Consider the following 23,921-nt stretch of genomic DNA (forward strand, 5'->3'; position numbering starts at 1 on the left):
AATCAGCTTTTTTCCACTCCCGTTGGGGCGGTTCTGGTGACAGCGAAGTTGATGCCGTCCTTGGGTAAACGAATGACAAATTTGGTTCCTTTGTCGTCGCTGCGTTCAAGCACCAGCTTGCCCCCGTGACCCCGCATAAGCTCGGACGAGATTGCAAGACCCAGCCCCGTGCCTTCCTTGCGCGTCCCCCCTTGGAATGGGCGAAACAGGTTTTCGCGCGCTTTTGGCGGCAACCCCGGCCCGTCATCGGAAACGCAGATCACCCAATGCTTGTCGTCCTCCCAGGCAGAGATCGCGATTTCTCCGGATTGACGGGCGGCCAGGATTGCTTGTCGGGCATTGCGCACCAGATTGGAAACGACTCGGAAGAGCTGTTCCGGGTCAGCATGCAGATGAAAGTTCTCGGGAACGTCCGACGTCAGATGCAGCTCTGCCTCGCCGATGGCCAATCTTTCCGATGTCAAAACCTCGTCGATGATTTCGCCCAGGTCGACCTTGCTCAGACGTGGCGCGGTTTCTTCGGCCTTGCCGAAAGCGAGCGTGTTTTCACAAAGGTTCACTGCACGGGCGATTGAATTTACCAATTTCGGCGCCATCCGTTCGACGATGGGATCCTCGCTCATTTCAATGCGGTCGGTGAAAAGCTGCGCCGAGGTCAGGATATTGCGCAGATCGTGGCTGATCTTGGCCACCGCTTCGCCAAGCTGCGCCAACCGCTCACGTTGCTTCAATGCGCCGGTCAATTGAGTTTCCAGCGACTGCAACGCTTCTTCGGCTTCGCGCAGCTCAGTTATGCCGGCCTGCGGTTTGATGATACGGCGGGCGTCTTCGGGGTCGGCGGCATAGGCCTGCATGTCGCGCACCACCCGCTTGATCGGGATGACCAGAAACCTACGTACTGCGAGAAACAGCAAGATTGCTGTGAAGACCGAGATCACGGCAGAAAGCAACAGGATGCGGACTCCGTATTCTATCATTGCGCTGCGCAAGGGGGCGGTTTCCATTGTCACTTCGATCAACAGCCCAGCTTCGCGCACCGGGTTCCCAATTACGCGGATGACCTTGGGTTCGGGATCAAGAAGACGCGCAATCGCATCGCGCAGCAGGGTGATCGGTTTGCCATCGCGCAAATCGAACGTGGCGTCGATCGGATGTGGCATTGGTGCAGACAGGATCAATTGGCGTGCTTCGTCACGGCGCAGAACCACGTTGAACACCTCTGCATTGCGCAGCAGTTCTTCTTCGAGGCTCGGATCAATCATTTCGTCGGCCAAAAGCGCGAGGCTGGCGATCTGCGCGCGTTCCAGACGGCTGAAAAGATAGTCTTCGCGAAACCGCGCGACCGAAGGAACGAAGATCAGGATTTCGGCCAGCATCACGAAGATGGTGGTCAGGATCAGGAAGCGCCCGGAGAGCGAATTCAGCATGGGTTGCTTACTGCCACAGGCCAGCCCTCCCAGAAAAGGGGCGCCGGGACGGACAATCCAGATCGCTTTTTGAAAACCATCACCTTCTTACTGTCTGTCCTCAGGGTAACCAGCGCTGAACCAGGCCAACCATTCGTTTCACGCCCTTGCTATCAAAAAGCCTTGGCGAGAAATAGGCACCTGCTGCACGTTTCGAAATCTCGCCGATTGTCGGGTAGGGCGAAACCATTGCTGCAACTTGGCTCATCTTCATCTTGTTGGCCAGCACGAGCGCCCACAAGTTAATATGTTCGCCCGCCTGATGACCGACAATGGTGACGCCCACGGGGCGGCCTTTGACCAGCATCACCTTGATGAAGCCGGTGGTCTTGTTGTCCGCAATGGCGCGGTCATTGCCGCTATAGTCAAAACGTGCGATTTCCAGCTTATCACGATGAATTTCACGCGCTTCGGCTTCTTTCAGCCCGATCTGCGCCAGTTCCGGTGTTGTGTAGGTCGCATAGGGGATGTGATCTTCGCGGGCTTTGGCGGGCAGGCCGAAGAGCGCCGAGCGAATGACGATTCCAGCATGATAGCCCGCTACATGGGTGAATTGCGCGCCACCTGCGATATCGCCGATGGCATAGACCTTGCGGTTGGTTGTCTTGAGCGACGCATCGACCTTGATTCCGGCCTTTGTCGTTTCGATTCCTGCAAGTTTGAGGTTCAGGCGGTCGGTATTCGGTTTGCGCCCGACGGCGACCAACAGATGCGAGCCGGAAAAGACGCGCCCGTCCTTGCAGGCCACTTCCAGGGCGCCTGCGGTGCCTCTTACTTCCGCTGCCAGGGCGTCTTCTGCGATCTCGATACCTTCACTGCGCAGGGCATCGAGCACGATTGCGGCCGCCTCTGGGTCATCGCGACCCAGCGCTTTCATACCTTCGATCACGGTCACTTCACAGCCCAGACGCCGATGGGCCTGTGCCATCTCCATACCGATTGGCCCGCCGCCGATCACCAACAGGTGGCGGGGTTTTTCGCGCAAGGCAAAGATCGTCTCGTTGGTCTCATATGGAACGGTGTCCAGCCCCGGTATGGGCGGCACGAAAGGCGACGAGCCGGTGGCGATCACGATGCGTCGGGCGCTGATCTTGGTGTTTCCGGCCACGACTTCGCTGGGGGAGGTGAAGGCTCCGTATTCCTCGATGACCTTTACGCCGAGCCCCTCAAAACGTTCGACCGAGTCATGCGGTGCAATGGTGGCGATGACTTTTTCAACATGCGTTCTGGCAGCGGCAAAATCGATTTCGGGAGTTGCCGGGGCGATCCCCATTTCGGCCCCCATTTCGCGTGAATGGGCGGCCTTCCCGGCAGCGAGCAGCGCCTTTGATGGCACGCAGCCATAGTTCAGGCAGTCGCCGCCCATCTTGTGACCTTCGAGCAGAACAACATCCGCGCCCATCTGTGCGGCACCCGCAGCGAGCGACAGGCCGCCAGACCCGCCGCCGATTATCAGGATATCTGTTTTGATGTTGTCCAACTTATCGTCTCCATTGAATGTAAGAGGGGGAAGGGAGGGGCATGACGCCGCAAGGATCAGAACGACTTGCCACCGCGCAGCGCCTTCAGCACGATCGGAAGTGCCGCGAGCGCGCAGAGCCCGAGGATTGGCAAGAGGATGTGCGGCTCAAAGATGATACCGAGGTTTGGAACCTCTCCGCGCGCAAACACTTCGCCCAGGCCTGCGCCGACCGAAGTGTAGACGATTGCCCCCGGAATGATGCCCAGAAAGGTGGAGACCACAAAGCGGCGCAGGGGCACCTCCAAGAATGCGGGCACCAGATTGGCAACGAAAAAGGGCACTGCCGGAACAAGCCGGATCAGGAACAGCATCGACCATTGGTTTTCGTCGATCCCATCCTTGATCTTGCGCACAACGCCCTGGCTTTCTTCAAGCTTTCGGCCCAGCCGCTCACCCATCCCCCAGCGCGCCGCCAGAAAGATCAGAGTCGCGCCCGCGGTGGCAGCGGTTACGTTGAACAATGCGCCGGGGAACGTGGCAAACAGGAAGCCGCCCGTCAGGGTCGCTACCGTCGCGCCCGGCAGCGAGAACGCCACGATCATCGTGTAAACAGCGATAAATGCAGCCACAGTCGGCCAGTAATGCAAATCGCGAAATGCGATCAACGCTTCGCGATTGTTGCGCAATGCTTCGAAACTCAGGTAATCGCGCAGTGTGAATGCGCCCAAAGCCGCGACGACCGCGATCACAAGCAGTGGCACCACGCGCATCAGCTGGGCGTATTGGGGTTGCTCTTTGGGGTCGGTCATGTTGCTCATCTCGGCTTGGTCCTTTGATGCTGTGTGTCATGAAAATGCGCGCCATGCCGCCGTGATCCTACCCACATCACGCTGGCTTGATGGGTTTATGGGGGTTTCGTGAGAATTTTCGCCCACTATGACGGAGTTGGTAACATTTCGGCGGTTTTGGTAGGGGAAATGTTGCAATACCGCGCTGATCGGGTTTGACAGGGAGGCGACAGCTGCCTATAGACCGGGCTTCAGACAATTCCCGGAGCATCCGCGATTCCGCGCCTGCCCCGAAATAACACGGAGACGGAGCGATGAAACGCACCTTTCAGCCTTCAAACTTGGTTCGCAAACACCGCCACGGGTTTCGTGCGCGCATGGCAACCAAAGCTGGCCGCAAAATTCTCAACGCGCGTCGCGCGCGTGGTCGCAAGTCGCTGAGCGCATAAGCACTTGGCCCGCCCGTTTTTACGGCGCGTCTGACTTTGCAGAAGAGTTGCTGAAACCGCCGAGGCTGTGCCTTGGGCGGTTTTTCAGTATTAAGCAAGCTGCAATGGTGCACAGTCCGTCCCGTCGGGTTCTGAACATGCCGGAGCCAGAATGACCATGACTCACGTATTGGACACTCTCAGGAACCGCGCCGATTTTCTGGCCTGTGCGCGCGCGCGCAAGCAAGGCACCGCAGGCATGATGGTTCAGGCGCGCGAACGTGGCGACGGCAAGCCGCAAACCCGCGTCGGGTTCACCTGTTCGAAGAAGGTTGGCAATGCCGTTGCGCGTAACCGCGCCAAACGCCGTCTTCGCGAAGTTGCCCGCCTGATACTGCCCGATCATGGCCGCTCGGGTTGGGACTACGTCTTGATCGGCCGCGCGGGGGTGACGTCAGAGCGCCCGTTTGACGAGCTGCAAGGCGATCTCGTTCACGCTCTGGAAAAGCTTCACGCACAATGACCTTGCTGGCCAAAATCCTCGCCTTGCCAATACGCGCCTATCGGTTGATTTTCAGCCCTTGGGTCGGCCACAGCTGCCGATATGCGCCGACCTGTTCGGCTTATGCGTTGGAGGCTTTGCAGGTGCATGGCGGGGTGAAAGGCGGCTGGCTGACGCTGCGCCGGATTCTGCGGTGTAACCCGTGGGGCGGCAGCGGGTATGATCCGGTTCCGGGTTGCAAACATCATTCGTGCGATCATGATCCACATTGATACGGGTGTGTGGGCGTGCTGTAATATGCGCCGTCAAGCCGCGGCCTGGGCTTGAACCCGTGATAGGCGGTCAGCTATCGGAAGCAGCCTCTGAGGACATTCCGTCAAGCCAGCCCATAAGAGCCAGGACCTGCTGATCGAGCCAGCTGCGCAGACTATCCACGACGCTGACATAGCTGTCTAATACGCCGCCCAGAGCGGGCACCAATGCGGCGATCCGATCCGCATAGACATAGAGCAGGATCAGCGCCACAGCGAGTAGGATCATCGTCAGAAAGCCGCGCGAAAACCCACCGCGGCGGGGTTCGGCGGGGGCGGCGTCCCCTTTATTCTCGCTGGCAACCGCGCGGTCGGTATCCTTGCGCAGCGATGAATTGATTTCTTCGATATCCGGCAGAAGATCGCGACGCGAGGCATTGGCAGCCAATCCGGCGGCCGCGCCCAACGCTTCCTCGTCGCTGAGGCCGCGCATCCTGGCCATGCGCAGCCGTGCTTCGCGGTCTCGTTGGCTTTCAGTGTCGGTCGACTGTTCCAACCCGAGGTCGGGCTGGGTTTCTAGCCCACTTGCGCTTTCGGCCTGACGCGCCTGTTGTTCATGTTCGGCTTCTTCGCGCAGGATCTCGCTTACACTGGGATCGAGTTCGCGCGGCTGGCGCAAGGGCGGGTCGTCCGGGGTTTCTTCCTCGTCGTCGCCATGGGGATCGAACGCCTCTTCTTGCGCATGATGATCCTCTGGCTCAGGCTCGGCGCCGTCTTGCTCCTGGTCCTGATCTTCGTAATCGTCCCATTGCGCGCCGTCTTCGGTGGTCTCTTCGTCTACTGCATGCTGCTCGACATAGTCTGGCGCGGCTTCGGGCGCGGGGGCTTGTGTGCTATCGGTTGCTTGGTCTTCCCAATGGGCGTCGTCGAGCGATTGTTCCAGTTCTTCGGACAGTTCCCTGTCCTGGCTGGGGTCTTTTTGGAACCATGTATCGCCGCAATTCGAGCACTGAACATCGCGCCCTCCGTCCGGAATGACATCTTCCGGTACTTCGTATTGCGCCCCACAATTCGGACAGATTAACCGCATTTTTCTACTCACAACCTGCTCGGCAGAATGTATTTCCGCTCTTTATACTATATGTTGTAACCGAATTAGCGAAAAGCGCAAAGAAATTGCGCCCTTCATCGGTGCGGCGGATTGCAACTTTTTCCGCTCTGAGGCAAGAAAGACATGCATTGCCGCAGGAGGCCAATCCTTGATCGAGCTGGAAAACGTGTCCTACAGCTATGGCGGGGGCGAGTTGCTGAGCGGCATTTCGCTAGATTTGCAACGCGGATCTTTTCATTTTTTGACCGGCCCGTCGGGCGCGGGCAAGACGACGTTTCTCAAGCTATGCTATGGCGCGCTGATCCCGACCTCGGGGCAGGTGCGCCTGTTTGACGGTGATGTGCGCGCGATGAGCCGCGATGATGTGGCGCTGGCGCGTCGCCGGATCGGCGTGGTGCATCAGAACGTGCAGTTTCTCGATCATCTGCCGGTGGCCGACAATGTCGCGCTGCCCCTGACGGTGTCGGGGCGCGCCAATCTGGATGAAACGGCCAATCTCAAGGAACTCATGAACTGGGTCGGACTTCAGTCGCGCACCGATGCCTTGCCGCCCGAACTTTCGGGGGGCGAGCGGCAACGCGCCGCGCTGGCGCGCGCCGTGATCATGTCGCCCGATGTCATTCTGGCGGATGAGCCGACCGGGAACGTCGATTGGGAGATGTCGCAACGGCTTCTCAAGCTGCTGGTCGAGCTTAACCGCATGGGCAAGACGATCATGATCGCGACGCATGATCTGGGGCTGATCCGGGCGGCGAAAAGCCAGGTTCAGGCGCGGGTCTTGCGGATTTCAAACCGGCAATTGCATCTGGCGGGGGCGGACCTGTGAAATTCGACCCCGCGCAATTGATCAACCTTGTCGTTGGCGACCCCCAGGCAGACCGCGTGGTGCCGCCTACAGGCTTTACCGCGCGCCTGACGCTGTTTTCCGCTGCCGTGATGGCGTTTCTGGCGGTGTTCGCGATGGCCTTGTCGCTGGCTTCGGGGCGGCTTGCAGAGCGTTGGGGGGATGAACTGGCGCGCTCGGCCACGTTGCGCATCTCGGCACCCGCCGATCAGATTCAGGCCCAGACCGAGGCCGCACTGAGGGTGCTTGAAACCACCGCCGGTATTGAGTCGGCCCGCGCGCTGAGCGATGAGGAGCAACGGCAATTGCTTGAACCGTGGTTTGGCCCGGATGTGCCGGTGGAAACGCTGCCGATTCCGCAACTGATTGAGGTAATCGAGGGTGAGCCGGGATATGACGCCACGGGTCTGCGATTGCGGCTGGCCGCCGAGGTGCCCGGCGCGGTGCTGGATGATCATACCCGTTGGCGCAAACCGTTGGTCAGTGCCGCCTCGCGATTGCGCGGGCTTGGGTGGCTTTCGATCGGGCTGATCTTTGCGGTGATGGCAGCTATGATCACACTGGCCGCGAACGCGGCGCTGGCGGCCAATTCGCAGGTGATTGAGGTGTTGCGGCTGGTGGGCGCGCGTGATGGCTATATTGCGCAGGCTTTTGTGCGTCGCTTTACCCTGCGCGCGATGGCGGGTGCCGCGGCGGGCACCGCCGTGGGGCTTGTCGCGATGCTGTTCTTGCCCGCAGCGGGTGACGATGGCGGTTTTCTCACCGGGTTGGGGTTGTCGGGCGCAAGTTGGCTCTGGCCGTTGATCATTCCGCCGCTGGCCGGGGGCGTGGCGTTTATTGCCACGCGGACGGCGGCGCGCAATACGTTGAAAGGGCTGAGCTGATGGTTTTGGCGTGGCGCTGGTTTGTCTCGATCCTCTTCGTGGTGCAGAATGCCATCGTGATGCTGGTTCTGGGGATTGTGTTTTTTCCCTGGGCGGTCGTTTCGAGCAAGGGCGCGCTGAAGGCGTGTAAGCTCTATGCCCGCTGGGCGATCTGGACGGCGCGGATTTTGATCGGGCTAAAAAGTGAAGTGCGTGGGCACGTGCCATCGGATGAGGTGATGGTCGCGGCCAAGCATCAATCGTTCTTTGATATTCTGCTGATCTTTAACGCGCTACCGGCACCCAAGTTCATCATGAAGCGTGAGTTGCTGTGGACGCCGATTATCGGACTTTACGCCTATCGGCTGGGCTGTATTCCGGTGGACCGGGGGCGGCGCGGGCAGGCGATCAAGAAGATGATTGCCGATGTTGCCTCGGGGGCGGCCAATCCCGGCCAGTTGGTGATTTATTCCCAAGGCACACGGGTGCGCCCGGGCGAGATGAAGCCCTATAAGATAGGCACCTTTGCCCTTGCCAGCCAGCTTGGGCAGGCCTGTGTACCTGCGGCAACGAATGCCGGGCTGTTCTGGCCCAAGGGCACGATGCTGCGAAAGCCAGGGCTTGCTGTGGTCGAATTTCTTGAACCGATGTCACCGACGCTGGATCAAAACACCTTTATGGCGCAACTTGAAGCAAGCGTTGAGGCGCGCTCAGATGCGCTGATGCAGGAGGCAGGGTTTGATGCAGGTGATCGAAACGCTTGAGGCGCTTGAGGCGCTTTATGGGGCGCCGAGCGCAGCCAGCCTACGCAAGGTGGCGACACGGCTGACACCACTTTACCGTCAATGGATCATGGCTTCGCGCTTTTGCGTGGTCACAACGGTGGGGCCGGAAGGCACCGATGGCAGCCCGCGCGGCGACGATGGCCCGGTGGTTCAGGAATTGGACGAGAGAACGCTGCTGTTGCCCGATTGGCGTGGCAACAACCGGATCGACAGCTTGCGCAATATTCTGCGCGACGGGCGTATATCGCTGATGTTCATGGTGGCAGGGTCGGATACCAATGTGCGGGTGAACGGGCGCGCCGTGCTGAGCGATGATCCAGACATTCTGGCGCGGTTTTCTGACAGGGGGCGGGCGCCGCGCTCGGTTATCGTGATTTCGATTGAAGAGATTTACGCGCAATGTTCGCGTGCGCCGATGCGCGCGGGCCTGTGGAGTAGCGGCGATCAGAGCGAGGGTTTGCCCACAATAGGACAGATATTGGCCGAGCAGACAAGCGGCGAGGTGGGCGGGGTCAGCTATGACGCCGAATGGCCAGAGCGCGCCAAAAAGTCGATGTGGTAGCGCAGCGCGAGGTTTGAGTTAAGCGAAAAAGGCGACCCTGAGGGGTCGCCTTTGGTTTGTCTGACGTGCAGCCTTGATCAGCTGTGGATCGCGCCGTCGCCACAGGCGAGCGCGGCTTCGCGCACCGCTTCTGAATAGGTCGGGTGCGCGTGACATGTCAGCGCCACGTCCTGCGCCGATGCGCCGAATTCCATTGCAACGCAGAGTTCGTGGATCAATTCACCCGCCGAAGGGCCGATGATCGCCGCACCGAGGATACGGTCGGTTTCGGGGTCGGTGATGATTTTCACGAAACCCTCTCCCTGATGCACCGCCTTGGCGCGGGCGTTGCCCATGAAGTTGAACTTGCCGACCTTGGGCTTCATGCCTTCGGCCTTGAGCGCCGCCTCTGTCTGACCCACGGTGGCCACTTCGGGTGTGGTATAGACCACGCCGGGGATTACGCCATAGTTCACATGGCCATGCTTGCCAGCCAGAACTTCGGCCACGGCCATGCCTTCGTCCTCGGCCTTGTGGGCCAGCATCGGGCCTTCGATCACATCGCCGATGGCATAGAGGCCTTTGACATTGGTGGCCCACGTCTTGTCGGTGGCAATCTGGCCGCGTTCGGTCATCTTCACGCCAAGCGCGTCAAGGCCAAGCCCGTCGGCATAGGGTTTGCGCCCGGTCGCGACCAACACGATGTCAGCTTCAAGCGTCACATCATCGCCGCCCTTTTTGGGCGCATAGGTCACCTTAGCCTTGGATTTCAGCGCCTCGGCGGATTTCACAGCGGCACCGGTGATGATGTTGAGCCCCTGTTTTTCAAGGATACGTTTCAGGGTGCGCTGTACATCGGCGTCCATGCCGGGGCAGACCGCGTCCATATATTCGACCACCGTGACCTCGGTGCCGAGGCGCTGATAGACCGAGCCAAGCTCAAGCCCGATCACGCCCGCGCCGATCACCACCATTTTCTTGGGCACCTTGCCCAGTTCCAATGCGCCGGTTGAGCTGACAATACGATCCTCGTCGATTGTGACGCCGGGAATGGTCGCCGCCTCGGACCCCGTGGCGATCACGATGTTCTTGGCCTCGTGCGTGTCATCACCAACCTTGACCTTGCCGGGGGCAGGGATGCTGGCCCAGCCCTTGATCCAGTCGATCTTGTTCTTCTTCATCAGGAATTCGATGCCGCCGGTGTTCTGGCCCACTACGTCATCCTTGTAGGCCAGCATCTGCTTCCAATCGACCGACGGCGATTTGCCTTTGAGGCCCATGTCGGCAAAGTTATGTTCGGCCTCGTGCAACATATGGGTGGCGTGCAGCATGGCCTTTGACGGGATGCAGCCAACGTTGAGACAGGTGCCGCCCAGCGTCTCGCGCCCCTCAACAATGGCGGTTTTCAGCCCCAGTTGCGCGCAACGAATGGCGCTGACATAGCCGCCGGGGCCTGCACCGATGATGATCACGTCGTAATTGGCCATTGTCTTACTCCTGACTGTCTCCGCTGGCGCGGTCGGCGGTGCGCATGGGCACCTGTTTTACGTTTTCCCCGCAATCGGGGCAGATGAGTCGTCCAGCCCAGAAGGGGCGTTCTTGCAAAGCCTCCTCAAGCCATGGGCCGGGTTTCATGAGTGTCTTATAGGATGGGCCATCGCCTTTTTTCGTGTGCGGTCCGATACCAACGACCCAAGTGATCTCGCCGGTTTTGGCGCAAACGGGGCAGGTAAGGGTCTGGGGCGCGAGATAGGCCATGGAATCACCTTTGCGCAGATCATAGGAGGGCCGCAAGCAACATCAGGAAAGTGGCGAGATAGCCAACCGCCCAGATCAGACTGCGCCAAGGCACCCAGCCAAAGGCATAGGCCGGGACATAGAGGATGCGCGCGGCGAGATAGGTATAGGCGCAGGCGGCGGTGAAGCCGGTGGATTGGCCCGAGATCGCGATCACGCCGCAAGCGATGGTGAAGAGGATCAGGCCTTCGAAATGGTTGTTCATGGCGCGGTGCAGGCGCGCGGTGCGGGTTGAGACCTGCTCCATCAGCGGCTTGCCCAGCCGTTCGGGATCGCGGGGCGAGAAGGTCTTGCCCCGGCCAAGCTCGCGATTGGCGGGAATGGCCATGAGGAGGAATTGCACGACTTGGAGAAGCGCGGCGAGGGTGAGGGCGGTGAGTTCGGGGGTCACCGGGATTCTGCCAAGGAAACAGTCAAGGGTATTGGGTATCTAAAAAGGCAGATCATCGTCGGACTCCTCATGCCCAGTCTCAGGTATTGGCGCAGGCAACTGTTTTGGCTTGTCTAATCCAAGACGTTTAACCTCCTCATCTTCCCGACTTTTCTCTTCTCCAATCAACGCTGTAATCGTAACGATTGCATCTGGGGCGGTTGCCAAGAAGCCGGTTGTACCGCCCACTCCGGCTGCTACGATGGCAAGGATGTGCATAATATGTGCCATCCTTGCTCTCGGTTTTACGATTTCTTCAGCTAAATCGTTCAGCTTTATCAAAAGCTGCTTCTTAAGATTTTCCGGCAGATCGCTTGACATAATCGTGTGCTTTAGAACCCGTATTTGCTCTTTGACTAAACCAACTACTTCGAATCGAATAGCTACGGAGTTTGGGTCTCCAATTCTTGTTCCACTTAGCCTTAGTTTCGTAGTGATGCCCGCAATATTAATTAGAAAATCGTCGAATTTTGAGGCTGGATCAGCTTCCACTGGAAATCTAACACCTTCAACTTTCAGCTCCTCGGCGGCAGAGGCAACCATACGCATGTATTGCAAACGGATTAGTCTATCTGACTCAAGAGTGCTGTCTTGATTGATCAGCTGATTCAAGTTTCGACGGCAGATTGCCTCGAGTGCTAGGAACCTGTCACGTGGCTCCAATGGCAGGGCAGAAAAATCTGCATCTGTTGCAAGCTCATACTGCACGTTACAAATCCATCAGCAACCGGCGCGGATCTTCCAGGGCTTCCTTGACCCGCACGAGGAAGGTCACAGCACCCTTACCGTCAACGATCCGGTGGTCATAGGAGAGCGCCAGATACATCATCGGACGGATCACGATCTCGCCGTTCACGACCATGGGGCGGTCCTGGATCTTGTGCATCCCCAAGATGCCCGATTGCGGCGGATTGAGGATCGGTGAGGACATCAGCGAGCCATAAACACCGCCATTGGAGATGGTGAAGGTGCCGCCCTGCATTTCGGCCATCGAGAGTTTGCCATCACGGGCGCGTGCGCCTTTTTCGGCGATAGCCTTTTCGATGTCGGCAAAGCTCATCGCGTCGGCGTCACGGATCACAGGCACCACAAGCCCCTGCGGCGTGCCAGCGGCGATGCCCATGTGCACGAAGTTCTTATAGACGATGTCGGTGCCGTCGATCTCGGCATTCACTTCGGGCACCTCGCGCAGCGCATGCACGCAGGCCTTGGTGAAAAACGACATAAAGCCGAGCTTTACGCCGTGCTTCTTGAGGAACAGGTCTTTGTATTCGTTGCGAAGGCCCATCACCTCACTCATGTCCACCTCGTTATAGGTGGTCAGGATCGCGGCGGCGTTCTGAGCATCCTTGAGGCGGCGCGCGATGGTCTGGCGCAGGCGGGTCATCTTCACCCGTTCCTCGCGGGCAGCATCATCGGCAGACACCGGTGCGCGCGGCGCAGCAGAGGCCGTAGGCGCAGGAGCGGCAGCAGCAGCGGCAGGGGCCGGAGCGGCGGCGGCTTTCATCACGTCTTCCTTCATGATCCGCCCGTCGCGGCCCGTGCCTTTGACAGAAGCGGGGTCGATACCCTTTTCGGCCATCATCTTTTCGGCAGAAGGCGCATTGGCCACATCCTTGTCAGCGCTGTCTTCGGCGTCGCTGTGGCTGTCGGGACGCGCGGCGGGTTCGACCGCGCCGTCTGCGGCACCGCTGATCACGGCCAGCTTGGCACTGGCATCTACTGTGGTGCCTTCCGGCGCGACGATCTCGGCCAGAATACCGCCTGCGGGGGCGGGCACTTCGACGGAAACCTTGTCAGTTTCCAACTCGCAGAGCATTTCATCCTGGCTCACCGTGTCGCCCACGGCCTTGAACCACGTCGCCACGGTTGCCTCGGTGACGCTTTCGCCCAAGGTAGGAACCATGACGTCAATACTGGGTGTGCTCTCTGGGGCGGTTTCGGCTGCGGGTTTGGCAGCTTTGGCCGGGGCCTTCTCAGTGGCTTCGCCACCCTCAGAGATCATCGCAAGCAAAGCATCAACGCCGACGGTTTCGCCCTCGGCGGTGACGATTTCGCTCAGAGTTCCGGCCACGGGCGAAGGCACTTCGACCGTAACCTTGTCGGTTTCCAGCTCACACAGCATTTCATCGATCGCTACGGTGTCACCCGGTTTTTTGAACCAGGTGGCGACGGTGGCTTCGGTGACGCTTTCGCCCAATGTGGGTACGCGGACTTCGGTTGCCATTGGTTCGTTTCCTTACTTGATGGTGAGCGCGTCATCGATGAGCGCTTCTTGTTGTGCTTTGTGCTGCTTGGCGAGGCCGGTGGCGGGCGATGCGCTTGCAGGTCGGCCAGCATAGGTGGGACGCGTGGTCTTGGCGTTAATGCGTTGCAGCACCCATTCGATATTGGGTTCGATGAAGTTCCAGCCACCCTGGTTCTTGGGCTCTTCCTGACACCAGACCATATCGGCCCCCTTGAAGCGTTCGAGTTCCTTGACAAGGCTCAACGCCGGGAAGGGGTAGAACTGTTCGATCCTGAGCAGATAGACATCGTCGATCCCGCGCGCATCGCGTTCTTCCAGAAGGTCATAATAGACCTTGCCCGAACACATCACCACGCGTTTGATATCCTTGTCTTTTGCCAGTTTGGTGTCGGAATTGCCCTTCTGAGCATCATCCCAAAGCACCCGGTGGAAGCTCGACCCGGTGGTGAAATCCTCGGTCTTGCTGACCGCCATCTTGTGACGCAAAAGCGATTTCGGCGTCATCAGGATCAGCGGTTTGCGGAAACTGCGGTGCAGCTGGCGGCGCAGGATGTGGAAATAATTGGCCGGGGTGGTGCAATTGGCCACGATCCAGTTGTCGCCGCCACACATTTGCAGGAACCGTTCCAGACGTGCCGAGGAATGTTCCGGCCCTTGCCCTTCATAACCATGCGGCAGCAGCACAACGAGGCCGGACATGCGCAGCCACTTGGCCTCGCCCGAGCTGATGAATTGATCGAACATGATTTGAGCGCCATTGGCGAAATCTCCAAATTGCGCCTCCCAGAGGGTCAGCGCGTTTGGCTCGGCAAGGCTGAAACCATATTCAAAGCCCAACACCGCGTATTCGCTGAGCATCGAGTCGATGACATCGTAGTGCGCCTGCCCTTCGCGGATGTTGTTGAGCGGGTAGTAGCGCTCTTCCGTTTCCTGATCGATAAAGCCCGAATGGCGCTGGGAAAATGTGCCGCGGGTAGAATCCTGGCCCGATAGGCGCACCGGATAACCCTCAAGCAGCAGCGAGCCGAAGGCCAGAGCCTCGCCCGTGGCCCAGTCGAAATTCTTGCCGCTGTCGAACATCTCTTGCTTGGCATCGAGCAGGCGGCCAACCGTGCGGTGAAGAGGGAAATCATCGGGCGCACGGGTCAGCGCGGTACCGATATCGGCCATGGTCTCGGGTTTGATCGCGGTTTCACCACGATCATATTCATCCTGGTTGCGCCGGTCGAGATGGCTCCAGCGGCCATCCAGCCAATCGGCCTTGTTGGGCTTGTATTCCTTGCCGGATTCAAACTCATCATTGAGATAGGCTTGAAACGCGGCCTTCATGTCCTCAATCTCGCCCTCGGGGATCAGACCGTCCTGCACCAGACGCTCGGTATAGAGGCTGAGCGTGGTCTTGTGGCGCTTGATGTTCTTATACATCAAGGGGTTGGTGAACATCGGCTCATCGCCTTCGTTATGGCCAAAGCGGCGATAGCAGAAGATGTCGATGACCACGTCCTTGTGGAACTTCTGGCGGAACTCGGTTGCCACCTTGGCGGCATGCACCACCGCTTCGGGGTCGTCACCATTGACATGAAAAATCGGCGCTTCGACCATCAGTGCAATGTCGGTTGGATAGGGCGACGAGCGGCTGAAATGCGGCGCGGTGGTAAAGCCGATCTGGTTGTTGACGACGATATGGATGGTGCCACCGGTGCGGTGCCCCTTGAGGCCCGAAAGCCCGAAACATTCGGCCACAACGCCCTGGCCTGCAAAGGCTGCATCGCCGTGCAGCAATACGGGAATGACTTTGGTGCGGTCCTTGTCGTTGAGCTGTTCCTGTTTGGCGCGCACCTTGCCGATCACTACCGGATTGACCGCTTCGAGGTGGCTTGGGTTGGCGGTCAGGCTGAGGTGGACGGTATTGCCGTCAAATTCGCGATCCGAGCTGGCGCCGAGGTGGTATTTCACATCGCCCGAGCCATCGACGTCTTCGGGTTTGAAGCTGCCGCCCTGGAACTCGTTAAAAATCGCGCGATAAGGTTTGGCCAGAACATTGGCCAGCACCGAAAGGCGGCCACGGTGCGGCATGCCGATCACCACTTCCTTTGCCCCTAGGCTGCCGCCGCGCTTGATGATCTGCTCCATCGCCGGGATCAGCGCCTCGCCGCCATCAAGGCCAAAGCGTTTGGTGCCCATGTATTTCACATGCAGGAATTTCTCAAAGCCCTCGGCCTCGACAAGTTTGTTGAGGATCGCCTTGCGCCCCTCGCGGGTGAAGTTGATTTCCTTGCCGTAACCCTCAATCCGCTCTTTCAGCCAACCGGCTTCTTCGGGATTGGAAATATGCATGTATTGCAACGCAAACGTGCCGCAATAGGTGCGCTTCACGATATCGGTGATCTGGCGCATTGTTGCGAAATCGAGCCCCAGAACCTGATCAATGAAAATCGGGCGGTCCATGTCGGCTTCAGTGAAGCCGTATGAGGCCGGGTCAAGTTCGGGATGCGGCGCATTGGCATGCATGCCAAGCGGGTCGAGATCGGCCACCAGATGACCACGGATGCGGTAGGCCCGGATGATCATCAAAGCGCGGATGCTGTCGAGAACGGCGCGTTTGACGGCCTCTTCGCTGACCTCGACGCCTTTCTCGGCGGCCTTGTCGGTGATCTTTTTGGCCGCGCCCTTGGCCTCTTCGGGCGGTGCAGCGGGCCAATCGCCAGTTAACGCATTGGTCAGATCATCATGCGGCATGGGCGGCCAATCGGTGCGCGCCCAAGATGGGCCGGTGGCTTCGGCCTTCACATCGGTTTCGGCATCCCCCATCTGCGCGAAAAACAACCGCCACGCTTCATCGACCGCGCTCGGGTCATTGGCATATCGCGCATAAAGTTGCTCGAGATATTCCGCATTATGCCCCTGCATGAACGAGGAGGCATGGAATTGATCGTTTTGGGGATGGTCGGTCATTTAGGCACCTCTAAAGCGACGTGAACCGTTTCTGATACGAGGATGGGCCGGGAACCGTCCCGGCCCATCATTTGATTTACCCAATCGCTTCCATTACCGCCTTGCCCAGATCGGCGGGGCTATCGGCCACCACGATCCCGGCGCTGCGCATGGCTTCGATCTTGTCCTCGGCACCACCTTTGCCACCCGCAACAATCGCGCCGGCGTGGCCCATGCGGCGGCCCGCAGGAGCGGTGCGTCCAGCAATAAAGCCTGCGGTCGGTTTCCAACGGCCCTTTTTCTTCTCGTCGGCGAGGAACTGCGCGGCTTCTTCTTCTGCCGAGCCACCAATTTCGCCGATCATGATGATGCTTTGGGTCTCATCATCGGCCAGGAACCATTCCAGCACGTCGATATGCTCGGTTCCTTTGATCGGGTCGCCGCCAATGCCCACGGCTGTGGACTGACCCAGACCCAGATCGGTGGTCTGCTTGACCGCCTCATAAGTCAGCGTGCCTGAGCGGCTGAGAACACCACACGAGCCGCGCTTGTGGATGTGGCCGGGCATGATGCCGATCTTGCAGGCGTCAGGCGTGATTACACCGGGACAGTTCGGGCCGATCAGGCGGCTTGTTGAGCCTTCGAGCGCACGCTTTACCTTCATCATGTCAAGCACCGGGATGCCTTCGGTGATGCACACGATCACTTCCATCTGGGCGTCAATCGCCTCAAGGATACTGTCGGCGGCGAAGGGCGGGGGAACATAGATGACGGTAGCGTTGGCTTCGGTCACGGCCTTGGCTTCGTGTACCGAGTTAAAGACCGGCAGGTCGAGATGGGTCTGACCACCTTTGCCGGGCGTCACGCCGCCAACCATCTTGGTGCCATATGCGATGGCTTGTTCGGTGTGGAATGTACCCTGAGAACCGGTAAGGCCCTGACAGATCACTTTGGTGTTTTCGTCGATGAGGACTGCCATTTGTGGCGTGCTCCCTTTTCGTTTGGTTGTCTGTTTGCGTGCAAAGTTTGATATGGAGTTTCCGCGCCTGTTATTCGTAAAGTTGTCTGAAACCGATGGCGAGGACGATGCCGCTGTCTGTGTTCCATCTGAGCGAGACCGCTTGGTGCATTTGGCCAGGATAGCTGGCGACCCAATCATGCCCATCAACATGCGGGGAAGGATCGTCAGATACCTGATCGATGTGATTTGGATGGGTGGCTTTGAAAGTTGGACCGACCTGACCTTCCAAGACCTTGTAATACTCATGCGTTCCAATGGCTGCAGGAAGCATCAGGGCGCAGGCGATTTCATCAACCTTGCGGTTCAGCACCAGCGAAGCGCCGCCGGGTGTGCCGTATACCACGCTGCCCTCCTGAGCTACGGTGACAGGCAATTTCGCACCCTCGAACACGGCAATCGCCTCGGCATATTCAGCGTCAAAATCGAGCGTGTTGAACATGCAGGCCTGAGACATGGCCGCACCCGTGAGAAAGGGATTTGCAAAACCGTCTTGCGCAAGGGCGGCAGTTGTCGAGATGCCGAAACCCATCGCAGTTGCGAGCAAGTGTCTAAGAGTCATCCAATTCATCCTTTTCCTTGCGTCGCGGTAGCCGTGGTGCATGGTGGTGAAAATGCCCATTCTAGGCCTCATTCCGTGACTGTCTCACGCTGTTCAACGCAGCAACTTTGAGGTCATCTGCCGCGATCACCTTGTTGTTTTTCTCGATAACTACGGCCATTTAAGCTTTCCCATGTTTCTTGTTCTACCCGAAGGCGGAGTGAGATTTGCGTTTCCATAACCACCGGCTGCTCAGACTGGACAGAATGTGCCCGAATGCAGCGATTATAAAGAACGCAATTGAGTAAAGGGCGAGGCCGGCATAGTCGGGCGCATTTGGCACGAATAAAACGGCGCGTAGCGTGAGCGCTGCGATGATTCCCAGTTGTCCCATCAAAACATATTTCGTCCATTGCGGGCGGCCGAGCACGATTGTCACAATGTGGCCTCCGAAATAGAGAACGAAAATGGCCCAACTCATCCAAGCTGGTGATGGGAGAACCGGAAACAATGCGTTACCCCTTAACCGCCTTGACGATCTTCTGGGCGCCATCCTTGAGGTCATCCGCCGCAATCACGTTCAAGCCGGAGTTCTGGATGATGGCTTTGCCCTCGGCCACGTTGGTGCCTTCCAGACGCACCACCAGCGGCACTTTGAGGCCGACCTCTTTCACAGCCGCCACAACGCCCTCGGCAATCACATCACAGCGCATGATGCCGCCGAAGATGTTGACCAGAATGCCTTTGACCTGCGGGTCAGAGGTGATGATCTTGAAAGCCTCGGTCACCTTCTCTTTGGTGGCGCCACCACCAACATCGAGGAAGTTGGCAGGTTCGGCACCATAAAGCTTGATGATGTCCATCGTCGCCATGGCAAGGCCGGCACCGTTGACCATACAGCCGATTTCGCCATCTAGAGCGATATAGTTGAGGTCATATTTGGAGGCTTCAAGCTCCTTGGGGTCTTCCTCGGAGGTGTCGCGCAGCTCGGCAATGTCGGCATGGCGATAAATCGCGTTGCCGTCAAAGCTGACCTTGGCGTCCAGTACCTTGAGACTGCCCTTGTCGGTGACGATCAGCGGGTTGATCTCAAGCATCTCCATGTCTTTTTCAAGGAACGCTTTATAGAGTGTGCCCATCAGCGAAACGCATTGCTTGACCTGCTGACCGGTGAGGCCAAGGGCAAAGGCGATGCGGCGACCATGGAACGCCTGATAACCGGTGGCGGGATCAACGCTGAACGAAAGGATCTTTTCCGGTGTCGAAGCGGCGACTTCTTCGATGTCCATGCCGCCCTCGGTCGAGCAGACAAATGACACGCGGCTGCTCTGGCGATCAACCAGAAGGGCGAGGTAGAGTTCGCTCTCGATGCCCGAACCATCTTCGATATAGATCCGGTTGACCTGCTTGCCTACCGGGCCGGTCTGATGCGTCACAAGCGTGCGTCCCAGCATCCGCTTGGCTTCTTCGGCGGCTTCTTCGACCGATTTGGCCAGACGCACGCCGCCTTTTTCGCCAGCATCGGCTTCCTTGAAGTGGCCCTTGCCACGGCCGCCCGCATGAATTTGCGCCTTGACCACCCAGAGCGGGCCGTCCATCTCGCCGGCTGCAGTCTTGGCGTCTTCCGCTCGGGTCACAACGCGTCCGTCGGACACCGGGGCGCCATAGGAGCGAAGAAGAGCCTTCGCCTGGTATTCATGGATATTCATCGGGCTTACCTGTTGGTTGCTTCTCGTCTAGGTGCTAGTGGCATATGGTTTGCGCAAAGCTAAGCATTATCCCAAAGAAAACGGCAATTTGTTGCTTTTTAGTGTATTTGTGATCACAGCGGGAAATCGTGTGATCACATGCGCATCGCCAAAGCGGCCATTCTATTCGCGACAAGAATCATTGGCGATGCATCACAATATGGCGTGCGCGCGTTGCAGGGTGCTTTTCGGGATCAATTGAAAAACACTGAGAATACGCCACCACGTCCGCGCGCCAGACGGTCGAACGCCTGCCAGCGTTGCGGCGTGATCATCGGGCCTCTGGCGCTGTGTGCAAAAAATCCGATACCATGGATCGCTTCGATCAGGTCGATCGGTGTCGGATAGCGTTCGTAATGCGCCAAGCTGATGCCATACCCGGCGGGCAGCATCGGATGCGGAATCAACAGGCGTCCGGTCAACACCGCCTCGGCATCGTCCAGCACGCCTTGCCATGCATCGACCATGCCGGGGTCCATCTCGATCGGTAGGGCAGGGGTCTGGCGGGCGTTGGGAATCCATTCACGGTCATCATCCGTCTCGGCTTCGATCATGGTCCAGAGCTTGCGGTTCTCGGCGAGCATGGAGCGCCAATGGGTCATCGCGGCCTGTATGTGCGCCGCGTCGGGTTGCTGTTTCAATGCCGCCACCAGCACATAGATCGCGTCTAATGTCGGGCGAAAGTTTCCGATCTGGCGCCTCATATCACCGCCGCCACCGGGCAACTTGGCCTCGGCAGAGCGCAATTCGCCCCGCACCAGGCGTTGGGCGCGGGCGAGTTGGCTTTGTTCATGACGCATCGGGCCGAGGTTTGTCTGCAGGGCTTTGATCTGTGAATTGATCTCGTCACGCTTGCCCCGGTTTTCGGGCTTGTTCTTGTCTTTGCGCAGGTCACGGATTTCATCGTCGATCGGCTTGCGTGCTTCACGCAGGGCCTTGATTTCGGTATCAAAACGCGCCTCTTCGGCCTTCAGCGCGGCGATTTCTGCCGTCACTTCGGCAAGATTGTAATACTCCGGCAGGCGCGGTGCCTGTTTCAACGCCTCGCGCCCCTCGGCCAGACGGGCGAAAATTGGCGTCGGATCAAACGCCATGTAGAGATTGCCAAAACCCGAAAGCATATGGCTATAGGCGGTCAGCCAGGCGTGGTCGGCCGCATCAAAGCGCACCTCAAAGCGCGGCATGCCCTCTTTGGCCATGTCACGCATTGCCCCGCGACCCAGCAATATCGGCCCCAGCATTTCAGTTGCGCTTTCGCCCTTATCCCGGCGCGCGTTGAGATTGACATCAAACCAGATATCGCCCAGTGCCAGCACAAAGGGTTCAACCCCCGCCGCTTCCGCCTCTTGCAGCGTCGCGCGCACGTCGTCCATATCGGTGAGGAAGGTCTTGATAACGTTGCTCAGCGTTTCCGGCCCCGCCGGTTTCGCCGCAGGATTGCCGCGCCCGTTCACCCGCAAACGCAGCAACGGCATGTTGAGCGTATTATCGCCGAGGCCATATTCGTAACGTGTCTGAAGGCTTTTCTCGACCGCGCGCAGCGTCTTGAGCGCGCCCATTTCAAACAGGTTGGCATCGCCGCGCGCTTCAAGCGTTGCAATCTGCCCGTCGAGCCCGCGCAGCGCCAGTTCGCTTTGCGCTTCGGTCTGCGCCGCGATGGGTGTCGACAATATTGCGCTGATGGCCGCGATGGCGCTTGTTCGTTTCAATTTTCCAAACATGATAAACCACCTGTTGCATTCACGAATCCGTCGAGTCCGCCGCCCAATCAACGCAACAATGGCCCGAGGTGCAGGGATTGTTCAACCCGACGCCGCCTTTCTCCAATCATTGAGCCAAAGAAAAAGGCACCGGGTTGGCGGCCGGTGCCTTTCAAAAATTTCTTTGCTGTGGCTTGTTCAGACCAGCGAGTTGTCAATTTCCTTGCAGGCTTTCACAAGGCCCTTCACGGCGCTCACCGATTTGTCGAACTGGGCTTGTTCGTCTTTGTTGAGCTTGATCTCAACGACCTTCTCGATGCCGCCCGCGCCGATCACGGTGGGCACGCCAACATAGAGGTTCTTCAGGCCATAGACGCCATCGACATAGGCCGCACAGGGCAGCACGCGCTTCTGATCCTTGAGATAAGCCTCGGCCATTTCAATCGCCGATGTGGCCGGCGCATAGTAGGCCGAACCGGTTTTCAGCAAGCCAACGATCTCGGCGCCGCCATCGCGGGTGCGCTGTTCGATCGCGTCCATCTTCTCTTGCGTGGTCCAGCCCATGTCCACCAGATCGGGCAGCGGGATACCGCCCACGGTGGAATAACGTGCCAGCGGCACCATCGTGTCGCCATGACCGCCCAGGACAAAGGCGGTGACATCGCGCATGCTGACGCCAAATTCTTCAGACAGGAAGTGACGATAGCGCGCCGAGTCGAGCACACCAGCCATACCGCAGACTTTCTCATGCGGCAGACCCGAGAATTCGCGCAATGCCCAGACCATCGCATCAAGCGGGTTGGTGATGCAGATGACAAAAGCATTCGGCGCATGCGCAGCAATGCCTTCGCCGACCGATTTCATAACCTTGAGGTTGATGCCGAGGAGATCATCACGGCTCATGCCGGGCTTGCGCGGCACGCCTGCGGTAACGATGCAGACATCGGCACCTGCGATATCGGCATAATCCTGTGTGCCCTTGAGGGACGCATCAAAGCCTTCCGACGGGCCGCTTTCGGCGATGTCCAGCGCCTTACCTTCTGGGATGCCTTCGGCAATGTCGAACAGGACGATATCGCCGAGCTCTTTCATTGCCGCCATATGGGCGAGCGTGCCGCCGATCATGCCGGCGCCGATCAGCGCGATTTTGGATCTGGCCATGGGAATTCTCTCCGGATATGTGAATTTCGCCCCGTAGCTACCCAATCGCCTTGCCACGCGCAAGCGGTGTGGTGTGACTGAGACGCTTCACCACGGACGTCAAAGCGCCCGGACAGGCGCAAGACCACACAAAAAGGCCGCCCCGGGGAAAGGGGCGGCCGATATCGGGCAGGCTGTGGGACAATCGGCCGCGCGGGGAGGCGCACGCAGGACGGACCCGCCCGAATGCTGCTATCACTGCGACGTATACTCAGGCTGTGCCTTCAGGCTCTCTTCTGTGGCATCCATGTAGACGCGTAGTTCGTCACTATCTTGGCCCTTGAGGATCTGAAGCTTCTCAAAGTCCACGGCCACAGGCTTTTCGCCCATCCCGAGGAACCCGCCAACATCGACAATCGCGTGGGTCAACTTACCTTCGTCGATCACCAGGTTTGAGATCTCGCCGAGATCTTCATCGTTGGCGCCGTAGACTCGTGAACCTTGCAACTGTTCGGCGTTGATTTGCTGCGCATCGCTCATCTGCACCTCATCATAGCCGTCGCGGTTGACCTGGGGCCGCTGTAGCGCCGGCACCATCGGGGTATCGCTGCTATCGCTATTCATGCTGGCGGTATCGCTGCTTTCGTTATTCAAGGTACCGGTGGCGTTATTATCGGTATTCATGCTGGCGGTATTGTCATGCTCTGCAGTCATGCCTGTTTGACGCTCGTATTGTGGGATCGATTCGAGCTGTTCCTTCGAGGCATTAACCACCAGGAAACGGTCGTCGGGATTGTCCTCTTCATGTAGAACGCGGATGGAGTCCATCTTGATGGCAACATTATGTTCGCCCATCCCGAGGAAGCCGCCGATACCCAGTATTACGGCCTCGACCTGTCCCTCCTTGGAGATGATCAGATCGTTGACTTCGCCAATATCATCCCATTCGCGCTCGGCGTCGGCATTTACTGTCGACCAGTTGTCATAGTCGGTTTCAGCGCGATAGATCCGCATCCCAATCAGGTCGGAGCCATAGAATTGACCCGCTTGGGGTTCCATTGCCGCGCTCCAATCCATGGCCATGTGGGATTCGGCGATTGCCGCGGTCCCGAGAGTCAGGGCGAGAGCGGTCGTTGTCAGAAAACGTTTCATGTTTCTCTCCTTCTTGATCATCTTGACACTCATTTCGAGCGCCGTTCGTTTGATGTCCTGACAACGAGAACTGCGGTGCAAAGGTTCCGATACCGCGAAAAGTTTTTTGCTAAATGCCGCTCCGCCCTAGCATGATCCGATGAGTCTGGTCCGGACAGCGGGGGCGGCCACA

General features: G+C 58.6%; 23 protein-coding genes. 7 read left to right on the forward strand and 16 right to left on the reverse strand.

From position 1 onward, the window contains the following. Positions 1-2: 2 nt before the first annotated feature. The 3 genes from LZG00_05590 to LZG00_05600 form a co-directional block, all read right to left on the reverse strand. Complete coding sequence (locus LZG00_05590; protein MCF3593465.1) at positions 3-1,427, reverse strand: HAMP domain-containing histidine kinase; 1,425 nt, start codon at positions 1,425-1,427, stop codon at positions 3-5. A gap of 100 nt (positions 1,428-1,527) precedes the next feature. Continuing rightward, positions 1,528-2,946: an FAD-dependent oxidoreductase gene (locus tag LZG00_05595; GenBank protein MCF3593466.1), complete on the reverse strand. Its 1,419-nt coding sequence runs from the start codon at positions 2,944-2,946 to the stop codon at positions 1,528-1,530. 56 nt (positions 2,947-3,002) lie between these two features. After that, the gene (locus tag LZG00_05600; protein ID MCF3593467.1) at positions 3,003-3,737 is read right to left on the reverse strand and encodes a TVP38/TMEM64 family protein; all 735 of its coding nucleotides are present in this window, start codon (positions 3,735-3,737) and stop codon (positions 3,003-3,005) included. 293 nt (positions 3,738-4,030) lie between these two features. Between LZG00_05600 and rpmH the strand changes: the two genes are divergently transcribed. From rpmH to yidD, 3 genes are all read left to right on the forward strand, one after another. Then, on the forward strand, positions 4,031-4,165 hold the full coding sequence (gene rpmH / locus LZG00_05605) for a 50S ribosomal protein L34 (protein ID MCF3593468.1): 135 nt from the start codon (positions 4,031-4,033) through the stop codon (positions 4,163-4,165). 151 nt (positions 4,166-4,316) lie between these two features. Continuing rightward, positions 4,317-4,667 (forward strand): ribonuclease P protein component, encoded by a 351-nt coding sequence (rnpA, locus tag LZG00_05610; GenBank protein ID MCF3593469.1) that lies wholly within the window; start codon positions 4,317-4,319, stop codon positions 4,665-4,667. Beyond that, the gene (yidD, locus tag LZG00_05615; protein MCF3593470.1) at positions 4,664-4,918 is read left to right on the forward strand and encodes a membrane protein insertion efficiency factor YidD; all 255 of its coding nucleotides are present in this window, start codon (positions 4,664-4,666) and stop codon (positions 4,916-4,918) included. Before rnpA ends, yidD begins: the two co-directional genes overlap by 4 nt. 70 nt (positions 4,919-4,988) lie before the next feature. Here yidD and LZG00_05620 read toward each other — a convergent pair whose 3' ends face one another. Beyond that, positions 4,989-5,987, reverse strand: a complete 999-nt coding sequence (locus LZG00_05620; GenBank protein ID MCF3593471.1) for a zinc-ribbon domain-containing protein — start codon at positions 5,985-5,987, stop codon at positions 4,989-4,991. Between the two features lie 169 nt (positions 5,988-6,156). Between LZG00_05620 and LZG00_05625 the strand changes: the two genes are divergently transcribed. From LZG00_05625 to LZG00_05640, 4 genes are read left to right on the forward strand one after another with little or no spacing between them, the layout of a single operon-like run. Beyond that, a complete protein-coding gene (locus LZG00_05625) occupies positions 6,157-6,834 on the forward strand; it encodes an ATP-binding cassette domain-containing protein (protein MCF3593472.1) in 678 nt (225 codons plus the stop codon). Then, positions 6,831-7,736 (forward strand): cell division protein FtsX, encoded by a 906-nt coding sequence (locus LZG00_05630; GenBank protein ID MCF3593473.1) that lies wholly within the window; start codon positions 6,831-6,833, stop codon positions 7,734-7,736. Before LZG00_05625 ends, LZG00_05630 begins: the two co-directional genes overlap by 4 nt. Further along, entirely contained in the window at positions 7,736-8,479 is a 744-nt protein-coding gene (locus LZG00_05635) for a 1-acyl-sn-glycerol-3-phosphate acyltransferase (protein MCF3593474.1), read from the forward strand. Before LZG00_05630 ends, LZG00_05635 begins: the two co-directional genes overlap by 1 nt. Beyond that, positions 8,457-9,062 (forward strand): pyridoxamine 5'-phosphate oxidase family protein, encoded by a 606-nt coding sequence (locus tag LZG00_05640; protein MCF3593475.1) that lies wholly within the window; start codon positions 8,457-8,459, stop codon positions 9,060-9,062. The genes LZG00_05635 and LZG00_05640 overlap by 23 nt, the downstream gene beginning before the upstream one ends. Positions 9,063-9,139: 77 nt before the next feature. Here the strand turns inward: LZG00_05640 and lpdA are convergent, their stop codons facing one another. From lpdA to LZG00_05700, 12 genes are all read right to left on the reverse strand, one after another. After that, positions 9,140-10,528: a dihydrolipoyl dehydrogenase gene (lpdA, locus tag LZG00_05645; GenBank protein ID MCF3593476.1), complete on the reverse strand. Its 1,389-nt coding sequence runs from the start codon at positions 10,526-10,528 to the stop codon at positions 9,140-9,142. Positions 10,529-10,532: 4 nt separating this feature from the next. Further along, positions 10,533-10,799: a hypothetical protein gene (locus tag LZG00_05650; GenBank protein MCF3593477.1), complete on the reverse strand. Its 267-nt coding sequence runs from the start codon at positions 10,797-10,799 to the stop codon at positions 10,533-10,535. Between the two features lie 19 nt (positions 10,800-10,818). After that, positions 10,819-11,229 (reverse strand): MAPEG family protein, encoded by a 411-nt coding sequence (locus LZG00_05655; GenBank protein MCF3593478.1) that lies wholly within the window; start codon positions 11,227-11,229, stop codon positions 10,819-10,821. A 39-nt stretch (positions 11,230-11,268) separates the two neighbouring features. Further along, the gene (locus LZG00_05660) at positions 11,269-11,976 is read right to left on the reverse strand and encodes a hypothetical protein (GenBank protein MCF3593479.1); all 708 of its coding nucleotides are present in this window, start codon (positions 11,974-11,976) and stop codon (positions 11,269-11,271) included. Position 11,977: 1 nt separating this feature from the next. Beyond that, positions 11,978-13,495: a 2-oxoglutarate dehydrogenase complex dihydrolipoyllysine-residue succinyltransferase gene (gene odhB / locus LZG00_05665; GenBank protein MCF3593480.1), complete on the reverse strand. Its 1,518-nt coding sequence runs from the start codon at positions 13,493-13,495 to the stop codon at positions 11,978-11,980. Between the two features lie 12 nt (positions 13,496-13,507). Then, entirely contained in the window at positions 13,508-16,471 is a 2,964-nt protein-coding gene (locus LZG00_05670; GenBank protein ID MCF3593481.1) for a 2-oxoglutarate dehydrogenase E1 component, read from the reverse strand. Between the two features lie 76 nt (positions 16,472-16,547). Beyond that, a complete protein-coding gene (gene sucD, locus LZG00_05675) occupies positions 16,548-17,429 on the reverse strand; it encodes a succinate--CoA ligase subunit alpha (GenBank protein MCF3593482.1) in 882 nt (293 codons plus the stop codon). A 70-nt stretch (positions 17,430-17,499) separates the two neighbouring features. Continuing rightward, positions 17,500-18,030 (reverse strand): hypothetical protein, encoded by a 531-nt coding sequence (locus LZG00_05680; GenBank protein MCF3593483.1) that lies wholly within the window; start codon positions 18,028-18,030, stop codon positions 17,500-17,502. 494 nt (positions 18,031-18,524) lie between these two features. Beyond that, the gene (gene sucC, locus LZG00_05685) at positions 18,525-19,718 is read right to left on the reverse strand and encodes an ADP-forming succinate--CoA ligase subunit beta (protein MCF3593484.1); all 1,194 of its coding nucleotides are present in this window, start codon (positions 19,716-19,718) and stop codon (positions 18,525-18,527) included. Between the two features lie 233 nt (positions 19,719-19,951). Further along, positions 19,952-21,478, reverse strand: coding sequence for a hypothetical protein (locus tag LZG00_05690; GenBank protein ID MCF3593485.1), 1,527 nt, complete (start codon positions 21,476-21,478; stop codon positions 19,952-19,954). A gap of 177 nt (positions 21,479-21,655) precedes the next feature. Further along, complete coding sequence (mdh, locus tag LZG00_05695; protein ID MCF3593486.1) at positions 21,656-22,618, reverse strand: malate dehydrogenase; 963 nt, start codon at positions 22,616-22,618, stop codon at positions 21,656-21,658. Positions 22,619-22,852: 234 nt separating this feature from the next. Continuing rightward, on the reverse strand, positions 22,853-23,749 hold the full coding sequence (locus LZG00_05700; GenBank protein MCF3593487.1) for a PRC-barrel domain-containing protein: 897 nt from the start codon (positions 23,747-23,749) through the stop codon (positions 22,853-22,855). Positions 23,750-23,921 lie beyond the last annotated feature (172 nt).

It is taken from the genome of Rhodobacteraceae bacterium LMO-JJ12, from assembly GCA_021555075.1.
Classification (GTDB): Bacteria; Pseudomonadota; Alphaproteobacteria; order Rhodobacterales; family Rhodobacteraceae; genus JAKGBX01.

Bases quoted from the DNA above. Each gene is read 5' to 3' on its own strand.
- odhB (MCF3593480.1), bottom strand. From the start codon at position 13,495: ATGGCAACCGAAGTCCGCGTACCCACATTGGGCGAAAGCGTCACCGAA.
- mdh (MCF3593486.1), bottom strand. From the start codon at position 22,618: ATGGCCAGATCCAAAATCGCGCTGATCGGCGCCGGCATGATCGGCGGC.
- rnpA (MCF3593469.1), top strand. From the start codon at position 4,317: ATGACCATGACTCACGTATTGGACACTCTCAGGAACCGCGCCGATTTT.
- LZG00_05650 (MCF3593477.1), bottom strand. From the start codon at position 10,799: ATGGCCTATCTCGCGCCCCAGACCCTTACCTGCCCCGTTTGCGCCAAA.
- LZG00_05620 (MCF3593471.1), bottom strand. From the start codon at position 5,987: ATGCGGTTAATCTGTCCGAATTGTGGGGCGCAATACGAAGTACCGGAA.
- sucC (MCF3593484.1), bottom strand. From the start codon at position 19,718: ATGAATATCCATGAATACCAGGCGAAGGCTCTTCTTCGCTCCTATGGC.
- sucD (MCF3593482.1), bottom strand. From the start codon at position 17,429: ATGGCAGTCCTCATCGACGAAAACACCAAAGTGATCTGTCAGGGCCTT.
- yidD (MCF3593470.1), top strand. From the start codon at position 4,664: ATGACCTTGCTGGCCAAAATCCTCGCCTTGCCAATACGCGCCTATCGG.
- LZG00_05590 (MCF3593465.1), bottom strand. From the start codon at position 1,427: ATGCTGAATTCGCTCTCCGGGCGCTTCCTGATCCTGACCACCATCTTC.
- LZG00_05670 (MCF3593481.1), bottom strand. From the start codon at position 16,471: ATGACCGACCATCCCCAAAACGATCAATTCCATGCCTCCTCGTTCATG.
- LZG00_05680 (MCF3593483.1), bottom strand. From the start codon at position 18,030: ATGACTCTTAGACACTTGCTCGCAACTGCGATGGGTTTCGGCATCTCG.
- LZG00_05700 (MCF3593487.1), bottom strand. From the start codon at position 23,749: ATGAAACGTTTTCTGACAACGACCGCTCTCGCCCTGACTCTCGGGACC.
- LZG00_05635 (MCF3593474.1), top strand. From the start codon at position 7,736: ATGGTTTTGGCGTGGCGCTGGTTTGTCTCGATCCTCTTCGTGGTGCAG.
- lpdA (MCF3593476.1), bottom strand. From the start codon at position 10,528: ATGGCCAATTACGACGTGATCATCATCGGTGCAGGCCCCGGCGGCTAT.
- rpmH (MCF3593468.1), top strand. From the start codon at position 4,031: ATGAAACGCACCTTTCAGCCTTCAAACTTGGTTCGCAAACACCGCCAC.
- LZG00_05640 (MCF3593475.1), top strand. From the start codon at position 8,457: ATGCAGGTGATCGAAACGCTTGAGGCGCTTGAGGCGCTTTATGGGGCG.
- LZG00_05690 (MCF3593485.1), bottom strand. From the start codon at position 21,478: ATGTTTGGAAAATTGAAACGAACAAGCGCCATCGCGGCCATCAGCGCA.
- LZG00_05600 (MCF3593467.1), bottom strand. From the start codon at position 3,737: ATGACCGACCCCAAAGAGCAACCCCAATACGCCCAGCTGATGCGCGTG.